The organism is Sphingobium boeckii (assembly GCF_014199215.1).
GTDB lineage: Bacteria > Pseudomonadota > Alphaproteobacteria > Sphingomonadales > Sphingomonadaceae > Sphingobium_A > Sphingobium_A boeckii.
In genome coordinates this window covers 266,721-284,758 of record NZ_JACIJC010000001.1, presented here as the reverse complement: position 1 = coordinate 284,758, position 18,038 = coordinate 266,721, and the positions used below count along the sequence as shown (strand labels likewise).

Genomic DNA, 18,038 nt, shown 5'->3' with positions numbered 1-18,038 from the left:
GGAAAGGTGTGCGATGCTGACCCATTTAATCGCGCTCGGCCTGTTCGCGACCGAGATCGAGGCGGGCGTAGGGGCGGTGACCGCGCCGAGCGAACGCACGGTGATCGTGACGACCTCTCCTGGCAACGCGGCGCGCGGCGGTAATCTGCCGATTGGTTCGTTCGCCTGGACCGCGCATTTCGACCCGAGCGATCGCGCCCCATTTGCGATCGACTGGAGCGCCCTTCTAGCCGATGACGAGACGATCGCAGAGATCGTGCGCCTGACCATATCCGCCACGGGCGCGGCGTTGGGGGTTGAAATCGACGAGGGCGCGGAGCGGCTGCCGATCATCGATACTGAGGGCAAGAAGATCCAGATGTGGTTTTTGGTGGACGACGCATTCCAAGGCGACGCGGCGTTCGCCGGCGGCGGCATCAACGTTGGCGTGGCTGCATTGATCCGCACCTCTGCGGATCCTTACAAGGATTATGAGCGGACGGCCGTCCTGACCGTGAGGCAGCAATGAAAATCGATAATGGGACGCAGGGCCATCTCATCATCGCGGGGGTGCATAATGGCCTTTGTGGGGTTTCCGACGGGGTGCTTTCGTTTCAGCCCAACATCCGCACCAAAAAGCCAGAGTCGGCGAACGGCGCGCTGCTGAACGGGGAGACCATCCGGATATCGGTTTGGAAGTCGCCTGATAATCCGGGGTTTTACCTCGCCACATTCGAGGCGCTGCAATGACGATCGACGATATGCGCGAGATCCTCGGGATTGGCCCCGAAGTGCCCGATGAAGACGTGGCCGAGGCCTATGCGGCCTATACTACCGCCACGATCGCCGAGACGATCATTGAAGAGCCGATCTCACTGGAGCTGGCGAAGGCGCAGTGCCGCGTGCTGGACGATAGCGAAGACGATCTGATCTCTGGCTATATCGTGGCCGCACGGGAATTTGCGGAGGTGCATACCGGCCATGTGCTGATGCAGCGCACAGTGACTGAAACATTCCGCCACTTCGCTTCGCCCATCATGCTGCTCTGGCGTCCCGTGGCCTCGATCAGCGGCATAACTTATAAGGATAGCGACGGGACTGCGCAGACCTATGTCGACGCCGTTTACGATGCGGATGCGGCACCCGTGGAAATCTATCCTCTGACGGCCTGGCCGGAGACGCGGCGCAACGGCGTCGTGAAGGTCGCCTATCTTGCCGGCTATGAAGCGGACGCAGTTCCACAGGCGCTTAAGGTGGCGATGCTTCAGATGGTGGCCCATTGGCACGCGAACCGCGAGGCTGTCGCGGCAGGGAGCATGGTCGAAGTTCCGCAGACGGCTATGGATATTCTCGACAAATACAGGCCGGTCCTCTGATGCCGGCGGCGGGCGATCTGACAGAGCTGCTGACGTTGGAGCAGCTCACCAGCGCGAACAATGGCCAAGGCGGACAGGTGACAAGCTGGTTGGTTGAAGAGCCGAAACTATGGGGCAAGGTTGTGGGCCTGAGCGGCGACGAGGCGTTGGCCGCAGGGGTGCAGCGTAGCGTTCAGCAATGGCGCGTAACGATCAGGACGCGTGCGGGATTGACGACCAAGCATCGTTTCCGCTGGGGAGCGCGGCTGCTGGACATCAAGGCCGTGATGCCTGACCCGAAGGACCGCGCGGCAATGCTCTGCCTCTGCGAGAGCGGGCTGCTCGTCTAATGGCCCGACGTTCGCGGACAAAGGGTGGCAAGACCTTTCGCCGGCTGATGAAGAATATTCCGGCATCGGCCCGCGAGGAATTTGCGGACGTGCTCGAGCTGAGTGGTCGCGATCTGGCGGGCGTCATGCGCGCGCGTGTCCGCCGGCGCACAGGCGCGCTGGGACGGGGGGTTAAATGGAAGGTATTACGAAAATCGCTCAAGCTTCGCGTGGGTGTGCTGGGATCGCCCAGGGCGCGCGGCAAGCTGTTTTATGGCTATATCCTCAACTGGGGCCGCAAGGCGCAGACGGCCAAGGCAAACCGGCGCACGCAGAGCGGCGCGGTTTCAAGTTATCTGATGCGCGTGAGCGCGCGCGCAGGGGATCGATCGATCACAGGGGCGGGATCATATCTTCTCCCCGTGCTGAACAAGCGGCTCGCATCCGTCTGGGAGCGAATCCTGGGTGCGGCCGCAAGGGGCGCCGGCAATGAGTGAAGCGATGGACGCGATCGAGATCGGTGTGTTCACCGAACTGACCGCTGCCGCAATCGGCATTCCGATCTATCAACATGTGCCGGAAGATACCGCGCCGCCCGTGATCATCATCGGCGACCTGGATTCCGACGACAGCATTTCGACCAAAGATGACGACCTGGACGAAGCCATCGAGCTTGAGATCACGACCGTGATGCAGACGCAGCAACGCAAACCGGTGCTGATCACGCAGGCCCGGATCAAGGCGGCGCTGAACGGCAAGGCGATCATGATGCCGGGCTTCACGATCCGTCCGCTCTGGGTATCGCAGAGCGCGGTGCTGCTGCCCGATGGCGAAAACTATGTCGGCACTTCACGGTTTCGCATCATGGCGCTGGCCGACTGATCCACGATTTTCGAATTCTGACGATGCCGGCCCGCGCTTTTGCGGGCTTTTTAATGGGAGACCCCGATCATGGCAAAGAAGCTTGGCAATGACTATCGGCTGTGGATCGACAGTTCCACTCCAGGCACGCCGGCCCAGATCCTCGGACAGACGACGCTGAAAATCAGCCGTCAGGCTGGTCAGATCGATACGGCAACCAAAGATGATTTTCCCTATGGCACGCAAGCGCCAGGTTTGAAGAGCCTGACGATCGATGCCGAAATTTATCCGAACCTTCCCGATGCGTCCGGCTATACCCGGCTGGAGACAGTCGGCGCAGGCTCGGCCCCGGTGCTGTTTCAGATCCGCAAGGGCGGGTCCGCCGGCGTTGCCCCCGCGGACGTGGTGTTTGCCGCATCCATGTATGTCGGCAACCTGGACACTGACTTCAGCAAGAATGATGTGGTGAAGTGCACCTTTCAGCTCACGCTGGCAGCCGCGCCGACCATCGACACACTCGGCTAAGGAGCGAAGGTCATGACGGTTCAGATTGGTGATAAAACCTATCGCGTTCGCAAACCGAAGGATCTGGACGCGGAGTTGCTGGCCACCACCGGCTGCTCAGCCGCGGAGATGGAAAAGATTCTTGCGGGCTCGCCGCTGGCCCATCTCGTCGCCCGCGCGATCCTGCCCTTCATTGACGCGAAGGAGGGCGAACCAGTGGTCTCGCAGGGATTGGCCGAAGAAATCGCCGCAGCCGGCGTCACGGCTGTGTCGATCGAGGCGCGCAAGCTCTATGCTCCGGCAGCCGAGGCAGCGGCCAAGATCGAACCCGCCGATGCAGGCGGCAAAGACGCATGACGGCCAATGCACTCAGGGGCGAGGTCACATTGACGCTGGATGGCACCGAGTATGTGCTTCGCCCCAGTTACGAGGCTACCCTGGCAGTGGAAGAGCAGACCGGAAAATCCCTGCTCGATCTGGCCGTGCTCGCCGACGATGGCGCGCTGACCCTGCGTCAGATGGCGATCGTCACGACCGAATATATCCGCGCATGGGGCCGGGAGACGGATGTGAAGAGCATCGCCGGCGTGCAGGCCGAACGGATCGGTGAGCTGATCTATGACACCGGAACGATCCTGGTGCAGCCGCGCCTGGCGATCGTGCTCGCGCGGGCGACGACCGGGGGTTCTACACCGGGGGAAGCGACGGCGACGGGGATGAAGACGACGGAGACCCCCGCCGCCGCCTAGCAGGCTTCGCTGCATGTCATTTGCACTGGTCTCCCAGCGCATTCTGGCGATCCACACCGCATGAATTCTGGGCCGCTTACGAGGTCTGGAAAGCGGCCAATATCCGAGACGATGAGGACTGATCGATGGCAGGCAGCGATGTGAAGCAATTGCTGCTCCAGGTGGATGCCTCGGTGGAGCTGCTCCGGCGCAACCTGGACAAGGGCGAACGGCAGGTGGCCGCATTCGAACAGACCGTCGAGCGCCGGATGGACAAGGTCGATCGCAGTTTCCTGAAGGCGGGCACCGGACTCTCCGGCATTGGCAAGGGGGTGGATGGCCTCCGTACCAAGGTGAGCGCCTTGGGCGGCAGCCTGATCGGCATTGCCGCATCGTTCGGCGTTGCGTTCAGCGTGGATGCCATCGTGCGGGCCGCCGCCGCGGGACTGGACTATGCCTCATCGCTGCAGGAAGTGGCGGATCAGCTCGGCGTGACGACCGGCGACCTTCAATTCTATCGCTATGTGGCGACGCAGACCGGCATCTCCCAGGACGAGATGGACGCGGGCCTGCAGAAATTGACCAAAACATTGGGTCAGGCGGCGGCAGGCGGCAAAAATCAGGGGCAGTCGTTCAAGGATTTGGGCGTCAATATCCGCGACGCCAATGGCGATTTGCGAACCGCGGGCGACATCCTGCCCGACATTGCTGAAGGTCTTTCTAAACTGGAATCTCCCGTTTTGTTGAACGCGAAAGGAACCGAGTTATTCGGTAAGGCCGCCTTTAAGCTTATCCCGGCGCTGCAAGGGGGGGCGGCGGGCATCAACGAATTGGCGGGCGCTTATAAGCGGCTGGGTATCGAGCTGACACCCCAGCAGATCGCGAACGCCGATGCCGCAGCCGACAAGTTGGCCGACGTGAAGAAGGTGTTGGAAGCGCGGATCGCGGGCGTGGTGGCTGACAATGCCGATCAGATTCTGAGGCTGGTCGAGGCGCTTGCGAAGCTGGCGGACAAAGCGATCAAGGCGGCCGACGCCTATGCCAAATGGGTACGGATCGGCAATGCGCCGAACAAAGCTGGCGATGTGGCATTCGAAGCGCCTGGCGGACTTTTCACGGTGCGCACCGGGGTATCCCAAGGGGTGAAGGCCGGTCCTGCGCCCACGTCTGCGACACCCCGTGTGCGTGCCCCGGCCAGCGCCTTTATTGGCACCTCGGCATTCAATCCCGCGCCGGAATCCTTGCGGCGTCAGAATAAGTTCTTTGGCGCGGATGCTGAATTCACGGCCGCCGCGGTGGCGCCGCGCGTGACGAAAGCGCTGCTTTCCGGTGGGGAGAAATCTGCCAGGGCGATCGACGCCTATGCCGTTGAGATCGAGCAAGCGACGGCTGCGCTGGCGCTGGCCGAAGCCGAGGCGAAGGACGACCGCAATGCGATGGCAGAAGCGCAGCGGATGCGCATCGAGGCGGACCGCAAGGATGCCAATTTTCGGGTTGAGCAGTCCGATAAGATCACCCGCAGCCAAAAGGCCGAACAGATCGCCATCAATGATCGCATGGCGGCTGCGCAAATCGAACTGGTCAATGCCAATGAGCGCAAGCGGATTTCCGACGAGACCAGGGATACGAATGAAAAGCTGTTGCGCATGGATCTGGACGCGCTCGATGATCATCAGAGAACGCTGGAAAGTGGCGCTGATTTGGCAGTCACGCGGCGCGAGCGCCTCGAGATCGAGCGGCGCATTCTGGCGGCGCAGCAGGAGATCGAGCGCAAGGTGCTGGAAGAAGCCATCGCGCGTGGCGAGATTCTCGATGTTGCGCAGGCGCGGCGCAACCTTGAAGCCCGCCAGGTCAATGAGCGCGGATCGCTCGATCGCGGCAATCTTTCTCCCGGCCAGCAATATCTCGACGATCTGAAAACCGAAGCAGGCGACATTAACGACGCGTTCGAGCGCATTGCAGTGGGCGGTGCGCGCGACCTGGAAGAGAGTTTGAGCCGCGGCGCGGCCAAGGCGCTGGGGCTGAAAGGCGCGGTGGGCAGCATCATCGGGGAATTCGCGCGGCTTGCGGTGCAGAAGGCGTTCCTGATGCTGTTTAGCAGTGGCGGCACGGCAGGCGGGGGCAGCATTTTCAGTTCGATCGGAAGCGCGCTGGGCAGCATATTCGGCGGCAAGCGCGAGGGCGGCGGCCCGGTCGATCGCGGCAAGGCTTATCTGGTCGGCGAGCGCGGGCCTGAGCTTTTTTCGCCCGGCATCTCCGGTGCGATCCTTTCGAATTCCAGTCTGCGTAGCGGCGGCGCGGCAGCGTTCCATTTCGATCTGCGCGGCGCGGTCGTCACCAAGGATATTCTCGCCCAGATGAACGCCATCGGACAGCGCTCCGCCGTGGAAGGCGCCCAGATCGGCCGCCAGCTCGCCCGCCAAGATCTGGCCAAGCTCCAGCGCCCGAGGATCTGAATGGCCATCATCACCCCGCACGCGCCGCTTCCATTGCGCAGCGTTAGCTGGCGTCTGTCGCGCCCCGGCCAATTGAACCGATCCGAATGGACGGGCGCACGCAAATATATCGGATTGCCCGGCGCGGCGAAATGGACTGCTTCGGGCGAATTCCCACCGATCCTGCGGCCGGAAATGGCCGACGCCTGGATTGCATTCTTCATGGATCTGGATGGCCAGGCCAACAGCTTTCCCCTGATCGCGGTGGAGCGCGCGCAGACCGGAGCCGCGAACCCGACCGTCGCGGGCGGCGCCCAAACGGGCTATCAACTGAATCTTACCGGGCTGGCCGGCGGCGTGGGCGACATCTTTCTGAAGCGCGGGATGCGCATGTCGATCCCGCTGCCGAACGGAACGGTGCAATTGGTGGTGCTCCGCGCCAATCTGATCGTGGGCTCCGGCACCAACGGGATCGCCTATTTTCGCACGGCGCTGCGCCAATCGCCAGCCAATGGCGCGACGATCGAGGCGCAGAAGCCCTACGCACTGATGTGCCTGACGGGTGACAGTGCCGGATGGGACGTGGCCCCCGGCCAGATCTATGGATTTGAATTCGAAGCCGAGGAAGCGTTCTGATGAGCCGCCCCGACGCCACAGCTTCCGCGGCGCTCGACGCCGACATCATCAGGCCGGTGTTCATCGGCTTCCTCGATATCGCAGGGGATCCGGTGCGCGCAAACACCAGCGGTGAAGACATCCTGTTCACCGGAACCGGCATCGCTGATCTGGATGGGTTCACTTATGACGGCATTTCTGCGAATTTTATCGATATCACGCCAGTGAAGGCCGCGGCGGGCGGCACGGATTCGGTGACCGCGCGCCTCTCCGGCCTGCCCGTCATCGACGCAGACACGCTGAATATTCTTGGCGATCCGGCAAACTACCGCGGCCGGACGGCGCGATTGTGGCGGATCATACGCAACGCCGCGAATGTCCAGCAAGGCGCGATCCAGCATTATTACACCGGCTATATGACCGCGCTGGATATCAATGCCGAGCCGGGCAACCAGATGATCGAGATTACGATCGAGAGCTACCTGGCCGCGTTCAGCCAGGCATCGCAGCGGACCTATCTCGATCAGACGCGCCTGGATGCGGGCGATCTCTCCCCCAAAGCGATGATTGCGATCGCCAATGGCAACAGCGCATCGCCGCTCACCGGCAACACGCGCGTGCCGGGGGTCTATATCCCGACCAATGGCGGCGGCGGATTTTACAGGCAGAATGAACTCTGATGCGTATTGGAACGTGGGAGCGCGCGCTGGCGGATTATCTCCGCGCGATGGAATCGGTCGTGTTCAGTTTCGGCGAAGCCGACTGCGCGCTCTTTGCCGCCGGTGCCGTGCTCGCGATGACCGGAAACGATCCAGCGAAGGCTTTTCGCGGACGCTATAAATCCCACGCCAGCGCCGTTCGTGCGCTGCGGCAGATCGGCGCGGGCGATCTCGAAAGCACGATCGACAGTCTGTTCGAGGTGAAGCCGCCGGCCTTCGCGCAACGCGGCGATCTCGTCTGGGAAGGCGAGTCCGTGGGTGTCTGCATTGGTGCCGATGCGCTGTTCGTGGGCGAGGAAGAGGGGCGATCCGGCCTGGTGCGCATCGCACGCGCGGCGTGGCTAAAGGCTTGGACCGTTGGGTAAGGTCGTCAAAACGGTCGTCAGCATCGCGGCCGCCGTCGCCGCGGTCGCCCTGGCGATTCCGACGGGCGGCACATCGCTGCTTGCTTATTCACTGGGCGTGTCCGCGGTTGCCGCGACGGCGATCGCGGCGGGCCTGGCGATCGGATCGACACTGCTGGCAGGGCGGCCCAAAGCTCCCGATGTCAGCGAGAACGCAACGGATCGATTGCTGACATCGATCAACCCGCGCGCCACGCGGAAGATGGCGATGGGATCGACGGCGCTTGCGACGGACATTCTCGATCAGGAATTCACGAACGATCAGGCCTATCTGCATCGCTTCGTGGTGGTGGCCAGCCACAAGATCCATGCAGTGAACGAAATCTGGTTCGACGACAAACTGGCCTGGACGCTCGTTGGCGGCGTGCAAGGCGATTTTGTCGGCTATCTGACCGTCGCGCCGATCCTTGAAGGCAGTGCCGGCAACGCCATCAACATCAGCGCGCGAATGGGATCGAGCCGACGCTATACCGGCTGCGCCTATGTGCATTTCCGCTTCAAGCTGACGGGAAACAGCAAGAAGACCGAAAGCCCGTTCGCGCAGGCGATCCCGACGCGCGTGACGATCAAGGGTAATGGTGCCTATGTTTATGATCCCAGGCTGGACAGCACCGCGGGCGGATCGGGATCGTGCCGGGCGAACAACCAAACGACATGGATCTGGAACAGCAACGCAGCACGAAACCCGGCGCTCCTGCTGCTCTGGTATATGCTGGGCTGGAAGATCAGTGGCTTCCTGGTCGTCGGCAAGGGCATCCCGCCCGACCGAATCGACATGGCCAGCTTCATCACGGCGGCCAATTTGTGCGACGAAGCGGTCACCAAGGCGGCAGGCGGCACCGAGCCGCGTTATCGGGCCGACGGCATATTCGGCGAGGGTGACAGCCCGACGCTGGTGATGGACAATCTGAAGGCGGCGATGAATGCCGATCTCGACGATGTTGATGGCCAGATCCGCGTGACCGTGTTTCACAATGATCTCGCCACCCCAATTGCGGCTTTCACCGAAAACGACGTGATGGGCGCGCTGCAATGGCGGCCTCACACCGCATTGGATTCGTCCTTCAACGTGGTGCGCGGATCCTATACCGATCCCTCCGACGCGTCGCTCTTCCAACTGGTCGAATATCCCGAGGTATCGCTGCCCTCTCCCGACGGCATCGAGCGCGTCGAAACGTTCGACCTGGCTCTGGTGCAATCGCCGGGGCAAGCACAGCGCCTAGCCAAGCAACGACTGCAGCGCGGTCAATATGGCGGTGCGCTGCAGGGGGTGTGGCAAGCGACCGCCTGGAAGGGCCAAAAGGGCGACGTCATCACGCAAAGCCATGCCAGCCTGGGCTTCGTGAACAAGCTCTTCCGTATCGCGGAGGGCACCACGCAGGTCGATGGCACCGTGCCGATGATCCTGCGCGAAGAGCATGAAGACATTTACGCCTGGGATGCGGAGGAAGCGCCTGCCGTGGCGGCGGCTGATCCGACTGTCTATGACTTCAGCAAGAATGTACTGATAGAGGGCATCGACGAATCCGCGGCCACGGCGAATTGGGATGAAGTCTACGGGGACGGCAAGCCGGAAGACTATGCCACCTCTGCTGACAATATGGTGATCAACGGGTCGCTGGCGGATAATGCGGCACATTGGGACACGGCTGGCGGCGTGTTTCTCTACGCCGTGCCGCCCGGCGACAAGGTGCCGTTCGCGCTCGTGTTTCCGATCGCAGGCGCGGGCACCGAAGCCTATGCCAATGACAATTCGCTGATCCCGCTCTCCGGCGCTCCCGCATTCTTCGTGAGCGGATATTCGGGCCGGGATGGCACGGCGACCGAACTCGGCATCTATGTGGCCTGGTATCAGGCGGACGGTTCGGTTTCGGCCATCCTGTCTGATGAAACGCGCTCCATCCTCCCGCCCGTTGCGCTTTCATTTGAGCCATTCAATGTAAAATTCACCCCGCCAGCCGACGCGGTGGCGTTCAAGATTTCACCGTTCGGCAACGGAAACGCGACCCAGACCTATATCGGTGGCATCCGGGTGGCTAAGACCGAGCCGGCGGCCGACGTCACCTTCCTGATCGAAGGACCGGCTTCTGCCACGCTTGCGCGCGATTATGGCGGGGCGGTCAAGGCAGGTGTGCTGCCCAAGACGTTCGTCTACAAGATGGTGCGCGCCGGCCTGGACGTGACTGGGGCCGCGACATTCAGCGCAACGGCGCTCACCGGCTCGGCGACATTTTCCTGGACCGGCAGCGCGCTCGAAATAACAGATTGCTCCCCAGCCGCGCGCATCGAGGTCACGGGAACTTACACTGGCACGGCGCGGAAAATCATATTGGAGATCGGCGAAATTCGTGATCCGCCGCCGGCCGCAGGGAGCGGAGGGACGTCTGGCACTGTCGATTACACGTCCGCGATTTCGCCCTCGACGGCGAACACATACGGAACCGCGAACGCGCGTGTGCTGGTCGCCAAGGCCGGCGCAACCGGCGTCGTGGATCTGACTTTCCCAGGCCAGTATTACAAAACGAGTAACGGCGTCATCTACTGCAACGGCAAGGTCCGGTGGCGGGTGGTCGGCGGTGTCTTCGCGGATCTGGGATCGGAAGAAGTCAGCCCTTCGTCGGCCATTCGAAATGGAGCGCCAGATTATGAAAACACACCGGGATGGCTGGCAATCTCACGGCAAAAAACAGGCCTGACGCCCGGTACCGATTACGAATTTGATTTGCTGCTGCGCAAGGTCGGCAGCGTGATCGGCGATGCGGAGTGGGTTGGAACATTTACTGCGGCGGGGGCTTGATCATGAGATATTGGCACATCAAGCATCGGACCTTGGGGGAAAGCTTTACCCAGTCGCCGGATGACAAGACGCCTCACGACTGCGGATTATCGCCTGCTTGGGTGCTAACCGAACTGGACGGACCGCCGGGGGATTATGATGTCATGCAGGACGGCGCGCTGGTCGAGCGGACAGAGCAGCGGATCGATGATGAGTATCGTTCTGAATATGGCCCGGACGCCATAACCTTGGCCCACATGCGCAAGGCGATCGAAGCGCGGCTGATCGTCGCGGGCTATGAATTCGAAGGGCTTCTCACGGCCGAGGCGCAAGCGACCGGCCAGAGCGTCACGGATCTTGCTGCGATCATCATTGCGAAGGATGAGCCGATCGCGTCGAAAGAAACCGCGCGCGTCGCCGACAAGGCAGCCTGGCGCGCGCTCGCCTGAATTTGTGAACATTGGAGGCACCATGCGGATCGTTATTCTGGCAGCGCTGGCGCTTGCCAGTTGCAGCGAGCCGGCGGGCGACGACGGATACATGTTCGACCATGCTGATTTTCGCCGCTCGCGCGTGACGGTTGATATCGTGGAATATCAGGATCTGGCGAAGCTGCAGGCGGCGGCTCGCGCGTTGAAGCCAGAGACTCTGGCAGGCGAGCAGCGGCAGGCCTTCGGGCGTGTGTGGATCAATCAGCCTCGATGCGAGATCCACATGCTTGCGCCGGAGAAGACGCGGGAGCGGAAATGGCCGGGGCACGAACTTCTGCACTGCATATATGGCGATTGGCATAGGCGTCCGCCACGCTGAACGGCGCAACAGCGCTGGAAACTTCTCCGAGTATAGGACGGTGTGTATGAGTGATCCGGGTTCGCCGTCTCCGGGGGAGATTGGTGGCGTGTTTGCCGGGCTGACCGCCCTGCTGGTGGCGTTCGGCGGCGGCGCGAAATGGATATTGGGCTGGACCGAGCGACGGGCCGCCTCCCGATCGGCCAAACTCGACGCTTGGCACGCGGAACTGAAGGATCGGCAGGAGCAACTCGACGCGGCTGAGGCGGAATATCAGGCGCGGATCGAGGCGCGGCTGAAGGATCTGGAGCGCGAGAACCGGGCGCTGCGCATGGCCTTTCATCTGGTCGGCCCCACGCTGCGCCAGATCGATCCACACAATCAGCAGCTCGCCCAAGCCGAAGCGCTGCTGTCGGCCGCGTTTCCCCTCGATCCGATGGTGCCGCCCGACATGGCGCAGATCTTTCACGCGATCGACTGAGCCGACTGGTTTCAACAAGGAGAATGATGATGGGTTGGAAATGGGACCAATCGGCCGGCGAATTGACGCGCGATGGCGTGCTGATCAGCAAAGGTTATTCGGGCGCAGGCCGGGGCAAAAACAACCCTGCAATGCAGGCGCTGGTGGCGGTGGGTCCGATCCCCGCGGGGCATTGGCTGATCACCGGGCGATACAATAGCGCGAACGTCGGCCCCGCCGCGCTGATCCTCGACCCTAGGCCCGGCACACAGACCTTCGGACGATCGGCGTTTCGCATCCATGGGGACAGCATTCGCGCGCCAGGCACCGCCAGTCACGGGTGCATCATTTTGCCGCGCGCTATCCGGGATCGGATATGGGCGAGTGGCGACCGTTCGCTCGAGGTGGTGACATGAACGGCCTTTCCCAGATCCTGAAAGGGATCAGCGGCGAATTCGAACTGGGCCGGATGCTCTGGGCCTTCATGGGCATGGCGCTGGTGGCTTATCAGGGGATCGACGTGTTTTACAACAAGCAGCCGTTCAACCCGGTGGAGTTCGGCGCGGGCGCGGCGGCGATCCTGGCGGCCGGCGGCTTCGGGATCGCGGCCAAGGACAAGGGCGTGGCCAAGGCCGCGGCTGAGACGAGCGCCGAGGTGACATCATGACCGCGCTGCTCGGCCGCTATTGGCCTCATCTCGCGATCGCCGCGGCCGTGCTGTTCGGCGTCTGGTGGATCTATTCCAGCGGCGCTGCGGCTGCGGAGCGCAAGGCCGCGCACCGCCAGCTCGTGGGCGAAGTGCTGGAGCAGAAGCGCCTGCGCCGCATCGAGAGCGCTTTCGCGGACGGCCTGGCCAAGGTCGATCAGGCGCTGGCTGCGCGGATCGCGGCGATCGACGTGACCGAACGCACCATCATCCAACCGAAAATCGAACGGGAGATCATTCGTGAAAGCCGCCTATCCGATCCTGCTGCTGGCCTTACTGACGGCCTGCGCGCCGCCATCAACGCCGCCCGCTGGCAATCTACCTGCGCCCCCGGCCCTGACGGCGGACTTGTCTGCGCTCTGCCCCCCGCTGAACCTGCTGGCCGATAACGCGATCGGCACGCTGGCTCGCGAGGATTCGGCGGCCGCGGTTCAATATGTGCGGTGCCAGGCGAAGCATTGGGGTGCGGTGGCGGCCTATGAGGCGCTGCGGCAGACGATGATCAGGGCGAATGCTGAGGACGTGAAATAGGGTTGATCACGTGATGGTGTGGACAGTGACCGGAAGTTCAAATTGAACCTCCAGCGTGAACGAAGGACGAACAGGTGATAACAAACGACGTCCTTCATACATTGTACATGACGTAAAACTGCCATATGCGCATTCTGCCATCGTCTTCGGGAGGCAGGGGCCGGAGGTTCGAATCCTCTTTCCCCGACCAAATGTTTAACAGGAAATATCGCATAAGCCCCATCGGGGTTTCCCGGGATGCGCTGCGTGCCAATCCGGCTATCGACTGGTCTCGACAAGAGATGCCGTCTTCGCGATGCGCGCGATCCCGGGCACCCGAGCAGCGCGACCTGCCGGCATCGGGCGTTCCCCAGCCACTGGCTTGATACGCTTCACCCGGAAGCGCAAGTCAACGCGCCATCAATTTACGATTGTTGACGGTCTGATCCGCCCCATGTGCACGACACATTACAATTGTTTACGCTTCATAGCGCGTTGCGCTTTCGCGTCTCAATTCACCCATGCTATACTTCTTTCTGTTTTAGGAAGAAGTGGCGCAGCGTCATGCGGATTGCGATTGTTGAAGATGAATCAGGCTATTCTGAATTCATCGCGAATATTCTGAAAAGCGCCGGATATTCCGTCTATGATTTCGCAACAAGCACCGCTTTCGTCAAGAAATTCCGGCGGGATACTTTCGATGTGGTAATCCTCGACTGGAATCTGGCGGAGCTTTCCGGCATCGAATTGCTATCCTGGATGCGCAAGGATTGCCAATCCAGCGTGCCGGTGGTCATGCTGACTTCCCGCAGCGAACCCGCGGATATCGTGACCGGATTGCAATCGGGCGCGGATGACTACATCGCGAAGCCCGTCGATGAAGCGGTGTTGCTGGCGCGGCTCGAAGCGCTGTCGCGGCGCTGCTATCCTTCGGAACAGGGTCGGCAGAGCCAGGTTTTCGGTGATTTCCATTTCAACGTGCAGGCCGAGCAATTGTCGATCGGCGACATGCCGATGACGCTCACATCCAAGGAGTTCAATCTGGCGCTGATCCTGTTTTCCAACCTGTCCCGCCCGCTTTCGCGCACCTATCTTCTGGAATCGGTCTGGGGTCGCAACCCCGATCTGCCCACCCGAACCCTTGATTCCCACATCTCGCGCATTCGCAGCAAACTCGGCCTCCGCCCCGAGCACGGCTTTCGCCTGACGCCGATCTACAGCTATGGCTATCGGCTCGAGGCCTTGACGGAAGCGGCGGTTTCGCCTTCCCTGGTCGCATGAGCGTGGCGCTTCCGCTTCTTTTGCTGCTGGCAAACCCGCAGCCGATCGCCTCCGCCCCTGCAGCGGAAGCCAGCTATCGCGTGAAGAAGGGCGATACGCTGTTCGATCTGGCCGAAGATTATTTCATTCGCCCGGCCGATTACCGCCTGGTCCAGCGTCTGAACAAGGTGACCGATCCGCGCCGGCTGCCGGTCGACAGGAATTTGCGCATTCCGCGCCGCCTGTTGCGCACGGTGGGCGTAGAGGGGCAGATTATCGCATTTCGCGGTGAGGTCTCGATCCTGTCAGCCGGGCAGAAGCAGGGCGTGGCGATCGGCCATCGGGTGCGGGAAGGCATGGTCATCGTCACCGGTGCCAAGGCCTTTGTCACGATGGCGCTGCCCGATGGGTCTCGGGTCAGCCTGCCGTCCAATAGCCGCGTCGGTGTCGGCCGCCTCCGCCAGACGCTGCTCACCCGCGACGTGGAGCGTGCGTTCCATCTTCAGGGCGGACGCAGCGAATGGGATGTGGCCAAAGCCAAGGGCCGCGGCGACAGTTTCAGCGTGACGACACCCGTGGCCACCGCCGCCGTGCGCGGCACCAGCTTTCGCGTGACCTATGACGAGACATCGGGACAATCCACCGTGGGCGTGGTTGAGGGCACCGTTTCAGTCTCGGAAGCCGCCGCTGCCCGCGGCGACATGATCGCCGCGGGCAGCGGCATCGCCGTGCGTGCCGAGGGCCGCGCCGCACCCGCGCCGCTGGCCGCCGCGCCTGTGCTGGAGCGCCCCGGCGCTGTGCAGAAGGATGAACAGATCAGCTTCCGCGCCACCCCCCTGCCCGGTGCCAGCCGCTATATCTTCGAGCTTTCGACCGATGCGGGCTTTGTCGATCGCGTGGCCGAATCGTTCGGGGCCGAACCGGCCGCCCGCTTCGATGGCCTGCCCAATGGCAATTATTTCGTCCGCACCTCGATCATGGCGGCAGATGGCGTGCAAGGCCTGCCCAACACCTACAGCTTTGAACGACGGCTCAATAAAGTGTCTCTCGATGCGCCCGTGCCCGGCCGCCTGAACGGACACACGGCCTATCGCTTTCGCTGGCGCGGCGAGGGGGAGGGCGAGGTGCAATATCGGTTCACGCTCGCGCGTGACGAGGCGGGTCAGGACCGGATCATCGACCAACCCGGCCTGAAAATACCCGATGTCTCCGTCACCGATCTCGAACCGGGCATCTATTACTGGCAGATATGGTCAATCCGCTTCGAAGATGGCAGTTTCATCGATACCGTGACACCGCCGCAGAAACTCCAGATTGGCACGATCGAATAGCCCCTCCCGACCGGGAGCCCTGATGTCCCTGATCCGCCGCCGCGCGGCCCTGGAATGGGTGGTGCTGTGCGCCTTGTCCGTGGCGCTGGCGGGCCTGCTTTCCTTTACCAACATTGCGGTGCGGGCGGACAATCTGGCCTATGATGCGATCAGCCGGAGTCAGCGGGCGGCGGCCGATGACGAGATCGTGATCGTCGCCATCGACAATCGCAGCCTGGCCGCGATCGGCCGGTGGCCATGGCCGCGATCCGTTCATGCGCGCGCGCTGGACATCATGGCGGCGGCCAAACCCAAAGCCGTGGTCTATGATGTGCTGTTCGTCGAACCCGCGACACCGGCGGCGGACGATGAAGCGCTGGGGGCCGCCATGGATCATGGAGTACCGGTGTTCCTGCCGATGGTGCTCGAAGTGCCCGGTCCGGATGGGCAGCCTTATGCCGCGCTGCCCCCGATCCCGCCGCTGGCGCGCACGATGGCGGGCAGCGGGCATGTAATGGCGCGGCCCGATGATGATGGCGTGATGCGCCACATCTCGCCCGGAGAAATTCATGGCGGGCGATGCTGGCTGCATCTGACGCAGGTGGTGCATGACGCCATCACCGGCCAGCGGGCGGGCTGCGCCGACGACAATCCCCGTCTGCTCATCCCCTATCGCGGTCCGGCGGGGCATCATCGCACGATATCCTTCGCCAGCCTGGCCCAGGGCGAGGTGCCGCCCGCTTTCCTGAAGGACAAGATCGTGCTGGTCGGCGCGGTAGCGGCCGGCCTGGGCGATCAATATGCCACGCCGATGCAGAGCCGGGAGGATCTGATGTCCGGCGTGGAGATCAACGCCAATATCCTGGCGGGAATCATGCGCGGCGACATGCGGCGCGAAGCGGGAGCAGGATGGACGATGGCGTTCGCCTGCGTACCGCTGACGCTGCTCTGGCTCGGCTTTCTCCTGTTGCGGCCGCGGGGCAATCTGCTGCTCTCCGCCGCGCTGATCATCCTGATCTTCGCGACCAGCGCGCTGCTGCTGCAACAGGCCGATCTGTGGCTGCCCCCGGCGGCGGCGGCCGTGCCGATCCTGATCCTGCTCCCGATCTGGGGCTGGCGGAGACTGGCCGCGGCCAGCCGCTATCTGATCGAAGAGCTTGGCCGGCTGAACGAAGAGCCGGGTGGGCTGGGCAACGAAGCCGCGCCCGTTTCCAGCGGCGACCGGATCGAGCTGCAGATGAACCTGCTTGGCAATGCTGTCAGCCGGATGCGCGCGCTGAAGCATTTCATCGAGGAATCCCACGCCAGCCTGCCCGACGCCACGGTGGTCACCAATCCCGATGGCCAGATCGCGCTGGCCAATGACCGCGCCCATGATCTGTTCGAGGGCTGCACGCTGCGCCGCGCCGAGGGCGATGCGCTGATCCTGTTCGACGCGCTCAGCAAATGTATCGCCGAGGGCGGGGATGCGATCGCCGCCATCGTCAGGCGCGCGGCGGAAGGATCGACGCAGGAACAGGAATGCGAGATCGTGCTCGATGACGGCCGCGCCATGCTGTTTCGCCTGAAACCCGGATTCGATCCCGATGGCCGGGTGGCGTTTTTCATCTCGCGCTTCACCGATATCACAGAATTGCGCACCGCTTCGCGGCAGCGCGATCAGATGCTGCAATTTCTGACTCATGACATGCGGGCGCCACAGGCCTCCATCCTGGCGCTGCTCAAAAAACCGCTGGACGCCGCCACGGGCAAGCGGATCGAGGGCCATGCCCGGCAGACGCTGGAGCTGGCCGACAATTTCGTGCAGCTCGCGCGCGCCGAAACCCGGCAATATGACGTCGCCATTCTGGATCTGCGCGACATCGCCACAGAGGCCGCAGATCAGCTCTGGGATCAGGCGGAAGCGCGGGGAATCCGGATCGCGCTGGAGACCGGCGACGACGAAATATTGGTGCGCGGCAATGCACCGCTTTTGATGCGCGCGGCCGCCAATCTGATCGGCAATGCGATCAAATACAATGCCCAGGCCACCGAGGTTCATGTCTCGGTCGATGCGCTTGAGGGCCAAGCAAGGCTCTCTGTGCAGGATCATGGCCGGGGCATGAGCGACGAGGAGTTATCGCGGCTTTACACGCGGTTCACCCGCTTCGGCGAAACAGGGACGGACGGAGTCGGGCTTGGCCTGGTGTTCGTGCGCACCGTGGCGGAAAATCACGGCGGCGCGATCCATTGCACCAGCACGCCGGGTGAAGGAAGCTGCTTCACCCTGACGCTGCCGCAGATTATGGAATAGCAGGA

General features: G+C 62.6%; 25 protein-coding genes. All 25 read left to right on the top strand.

Going from position 1 to position 18,038, the window contains the following annotated elements:
• Positions 1 to 13 precede the first annotated feature (13 nt).
• The gene (locus FHS49_RS01465) at positions 14 to 508 is read left to right on the top strand and encodes a hypothetical protein (protein WP_184014537.1); all 495 of its coding nucleotides are present in this window, start codon (positions 14 to 16) and stop codon (positions 506 to 508) included.
• On the top strand, positions 505 to 729 hold the full coding sequence (locus tag FHS49_RS01460) for a hypothetical protein (RefSeq protein ID WP_184014536.1): 225 nt from the start codon (positions 505 to 507) through the stop codon (positions 727 to 729). Before FHS49_RS01465 ends, FHS49_RS01460 begins: the two co-directional genes overlap by 4 nt.
• Positions 726 to 1,355 carry a head-tail connector protein gene (locus FHS49_RS01455; RefSeq protein ID WP_184014535.1) on the top strand — a complete coding sequence of 210 codons (630 nt, stop codon included), beginning with the start codon at positions 726 to 728 and terminating at the stop codon, positions 1,353 to 1,355. The genes FHS49_RS01460 and FHS49_RS01455 overlap by 4 nt, the downstream gene beginning before the upstream one ends.
• Positions 1,355 to 1,684, top strand: coding sequence for a phage head closure protein (locus FHS49_RS01450; RefSeq protein ID WP_184014534.1), 330 nt, complete (start codon positions 1,355 to 1,357; stop codon positions 1,682 to 1,684). Before FHS49_RS01455 ends, FHS49_RS01450 begins: the two co-directional genes overlap by 1 nt.
• Positions 1,684 to 2,160, top strand: coding sequence for a hypothetical protein (locus tag FHS49_RS01445; protein ID WP_184014533.1), 477 nt, complete (start codon positions 1,684 to 1,686; stop codon positions 2,158 to 2,160). Before FHS49_RS01450 ends, FHS49_RS01445 begins: the two co-directional genes overlap by 1 nt.
• The gene (gp17, locus tag FHS49_RS01440) at positions 2,153 to 2,545 is read left to right on the top strand and encodes a tail completion protein gp17 (protein ID WP_184014532.1); all 393 of its coding nucleotides are present in this window, start codon (positions 2,153 to 2,155) and stop codon (positions 2,543 to 2,545) included. The genes FHS49_RS01445 and gp17 overlap by 8 nt, the downstream gene beginning before the upstream one ends.
• Before the next feature lie 69 nt (positions 2,546 to 2,614).
• A complete protein-coding gene (locus tag FHS49_RS01435; protein ID WP_184014531.1) occupies positions 2,615 to 3,049 on the top strand; it encodes a phage tail tube protein in 435 nt (144 codons plus the stop codon).
• A 12-nt stretch (positions 3,050 to 3,061) separates the two neighbouring features.
• The gene (locus tag FHS49_RS01430; RefSeq protein ID WP_184014530.1) at positions 3,062 to 3,385 is read left to right on the top strand and encodes a hypothetical protein; all 324 of its coding nucleotides are present in this window, start codon (positions 3,062 to 3,064) and stop codon (positions 3,383 to 3,385) included.
• Complete coding sequence (locus tag FHS49_RS01425) at positions 3,382 to 3,777, top strand: GTA-gp10 family protein (protein ID WP_184014529.1); 396 nt, start codon at positions 3,382 to 3,384, stop codon at positions 3,775 to 3,777. The genes FHS49_RS01430 and FHS49_RS01425 overlap by 4 nt, the downstream gene beginning before the upstream one ends.
• Positions 3,778 to 3,797: 20 nt before the next feature.
• Positions 3,798 to 3,899 carry a phage tail assembly chaperone gene (locus FHS49_RS19940; protein WP_184014528.1) on the top strand — a complete coding sequence of 34 codons (102 nt, stop codon included), beginning with the start codon at positions 3,798 to 3,800 and terminating at the stop codon, positions 3,897 to 3,899.
• A 3-nt stretch (positions 3,900 to 3,902) separates the two neighbouring features.
• Complete coding sequence (locus tag FHS49_RS01415; RefSeq protein ID WP_184014527.1) at positions 3,903 to 6,212, top strand: phage tail tape measure protein; 2,310 nt, start codon at positions 3,903 to 3,905, stop codon at positions 6,210 to 6,212.
• Positions 6,213 to 6,827, top strand: coding sequence for a hypothetical protein (locus FHS49_RS01410; protein ID WP_184014526.1), 615 nt, complete (start codon positions 6,213 to 6,215; stop codon positions 6,825 to 6,827).
• Positions 6,827 to 7,486 carry a hypothetical protein gene (locus tag FHS49_RS01405; RefSeq protein WP_184014525.1) on the top strand — a complete coding sequence of 220 codons (660 nt, stop codon included), beginning with the start codon at positions 6,827 to 6,829 and terminating at the stop codon, positions 7,484 to 7,486. Before FHS49_RS01410 ends, FHS49_RS01405 begins: the two co-directional genes overlap by 1 nt.
• Positions 7,486 to 7,890: a DUF6950 family protein gene (locus FHS49_RS01400; protein ID WP_184014524.1), complete on the top strand. Its 405-nt coding sequence runs from the start codon at positions 7,486 to 7,488 to the stop codon at positions 7,888 to 7,890. Before FHS49_RS01405 ends, FHS49_RS01400 begins: the two co-directional genes overlap by 1 nt.
• A complete protein-coding gene (locus FHS49_RS01395; protein WP_184014523.1) occupies positions 7,883 to 10,726 on the top strand; it encodes a phage tail protein in 2,844 nt (947 codons plus the stop codon). The genes FHS49_RS01400 and FHS49_RS01395 overlap by 8 nt, the downstream gene beginning before the upstream one ends.
• A 101-nt stretch (positions 10,727 to 10,827) precedes the next feature.
• Positions 10,828 to 11,154, top strand: coding sequence for a hypothetical protein (locus FHS49_RS01390; RefSeq protein ID WP_184014522.1), 327 nt, complete (start codon positions 10,828 to 10,830; stop codon positions 11,152 to 11,154).
• Positions 11,155 to 11,176: 22 nt separating this feature from the next.
• On the top strand, positions 11,177 to 11,515 hold the full coding sequence (locus FHS49_RS01385) for a hypothetical protein (RefSeq protein WP_184014521.1): 339 nt from the start codon (positions 11,177 to 11,179) through the stop codon (positions 11,513 to 11,515).
• Between the two features lie 46 nt (positions 11,516 to 11,561).
• The gene (locus FHS49_RS01380; protein WP_184014520.1) at positions 11,562 to 11,975 is read left to right on the top strand and encodes a hypothetical protein; all 414 of its coding nucleotides are present in this window, start codon (positions 11,562 to 11,564) and stop codon (positions 11,973 to 11,975) included.
• Between the two features lie 23 nt (positions 11,976 to 11,998).
• Entirely contained in the window at positions 11,999 to 12,370 is a 372-nt protein-coding gene (locus tag FHS49_RS01375; protein ID WP_221240331.1) for a tlde1 domain-containing protein, read from the top strand.
• Complete coding sequence (locus tag FHS49_RS01370; RefSeq protein ID WP_184014519.1) at positions 12,367 to 12,621, top strand: hypothetical protein; 255 nt, start codon at positions 12,367 to 12,369, stop codon at positions 12,619 to 12,621. Before FHS49_RS01375 ends, FHS49_RS01370 begins: the two co-directional genes overlap by 4 nt.
• Complete coding sequence (locus FHS49_RS01365; protein WP_184014518.1) at positions 12,618 to 13,049, top strand: hypothetical protein; 432 nt, start codon at positions 12,618 to 12,620, stop codon at positions 13,047 to 13,049. Before FHS49_RS01370 ends, FHS49_RS01365 begins: the two co-directional genes overlap by 4 nt.
• Positions 13,009 to 13,191: a hypothetical protein gene (locus FHS49_RS01360; RefSeq protein WP_184014517.1), complete on the top strand. Its 183-nt coding sequence runs from the start codon at positions 13,009 to 13,011 to the stop codon at positions 13,189 to 13,191. Before FHS49_RS01365 ends, FHS49_RS01360 begins: the two co-directional genes overlap by 41 nt.
• 543 nt (positions 13,192 to 13,734) lie before the next feature.
• Positions 13,735 to 14,451, top strand: a complete 717-nt coding sequence (locus FHS49_RS01355) for a response regulator transcription factor (protein WP_184014516.1) — start codon at positions 13,735 to 13,737, stop codon at positions 14,449 to 14,451.
• The gene (locus FHS49_RS01350) at positions 14,448 to 15,761 is read left to right on the top strand and encodes a FecR family protein (protein WP_184014515.1); all 1,314 of its coding nucleotides are present in this window, start codon (positions 14,448 to 14,450) and stop codon (positions 15,759 to 15,761) included. Before FHS49_RS01355 ends, FHS49_RS01350 begins: the two co-directional genes overlap by 4 nt.
• Positions 15,762 to 15,783: 22 nt before the next feature.
• Positions 15,784 to 18,033 carry a CHASE2 domain-containing protein gene (locus FHS49_RS01345; RefSeq protein WP_184014514.1) on the top strand — a complete coding sequence of 750 codons (2,250 nt, stop codon included), beginning with the start codon at positions 15,784 to 15,786 and terminating at the stop codon, positions 18,031 to 18,033.
• The last annotated feature ends 5 nt before the right edge of the window (positions 18,034 to 18,038 follow it).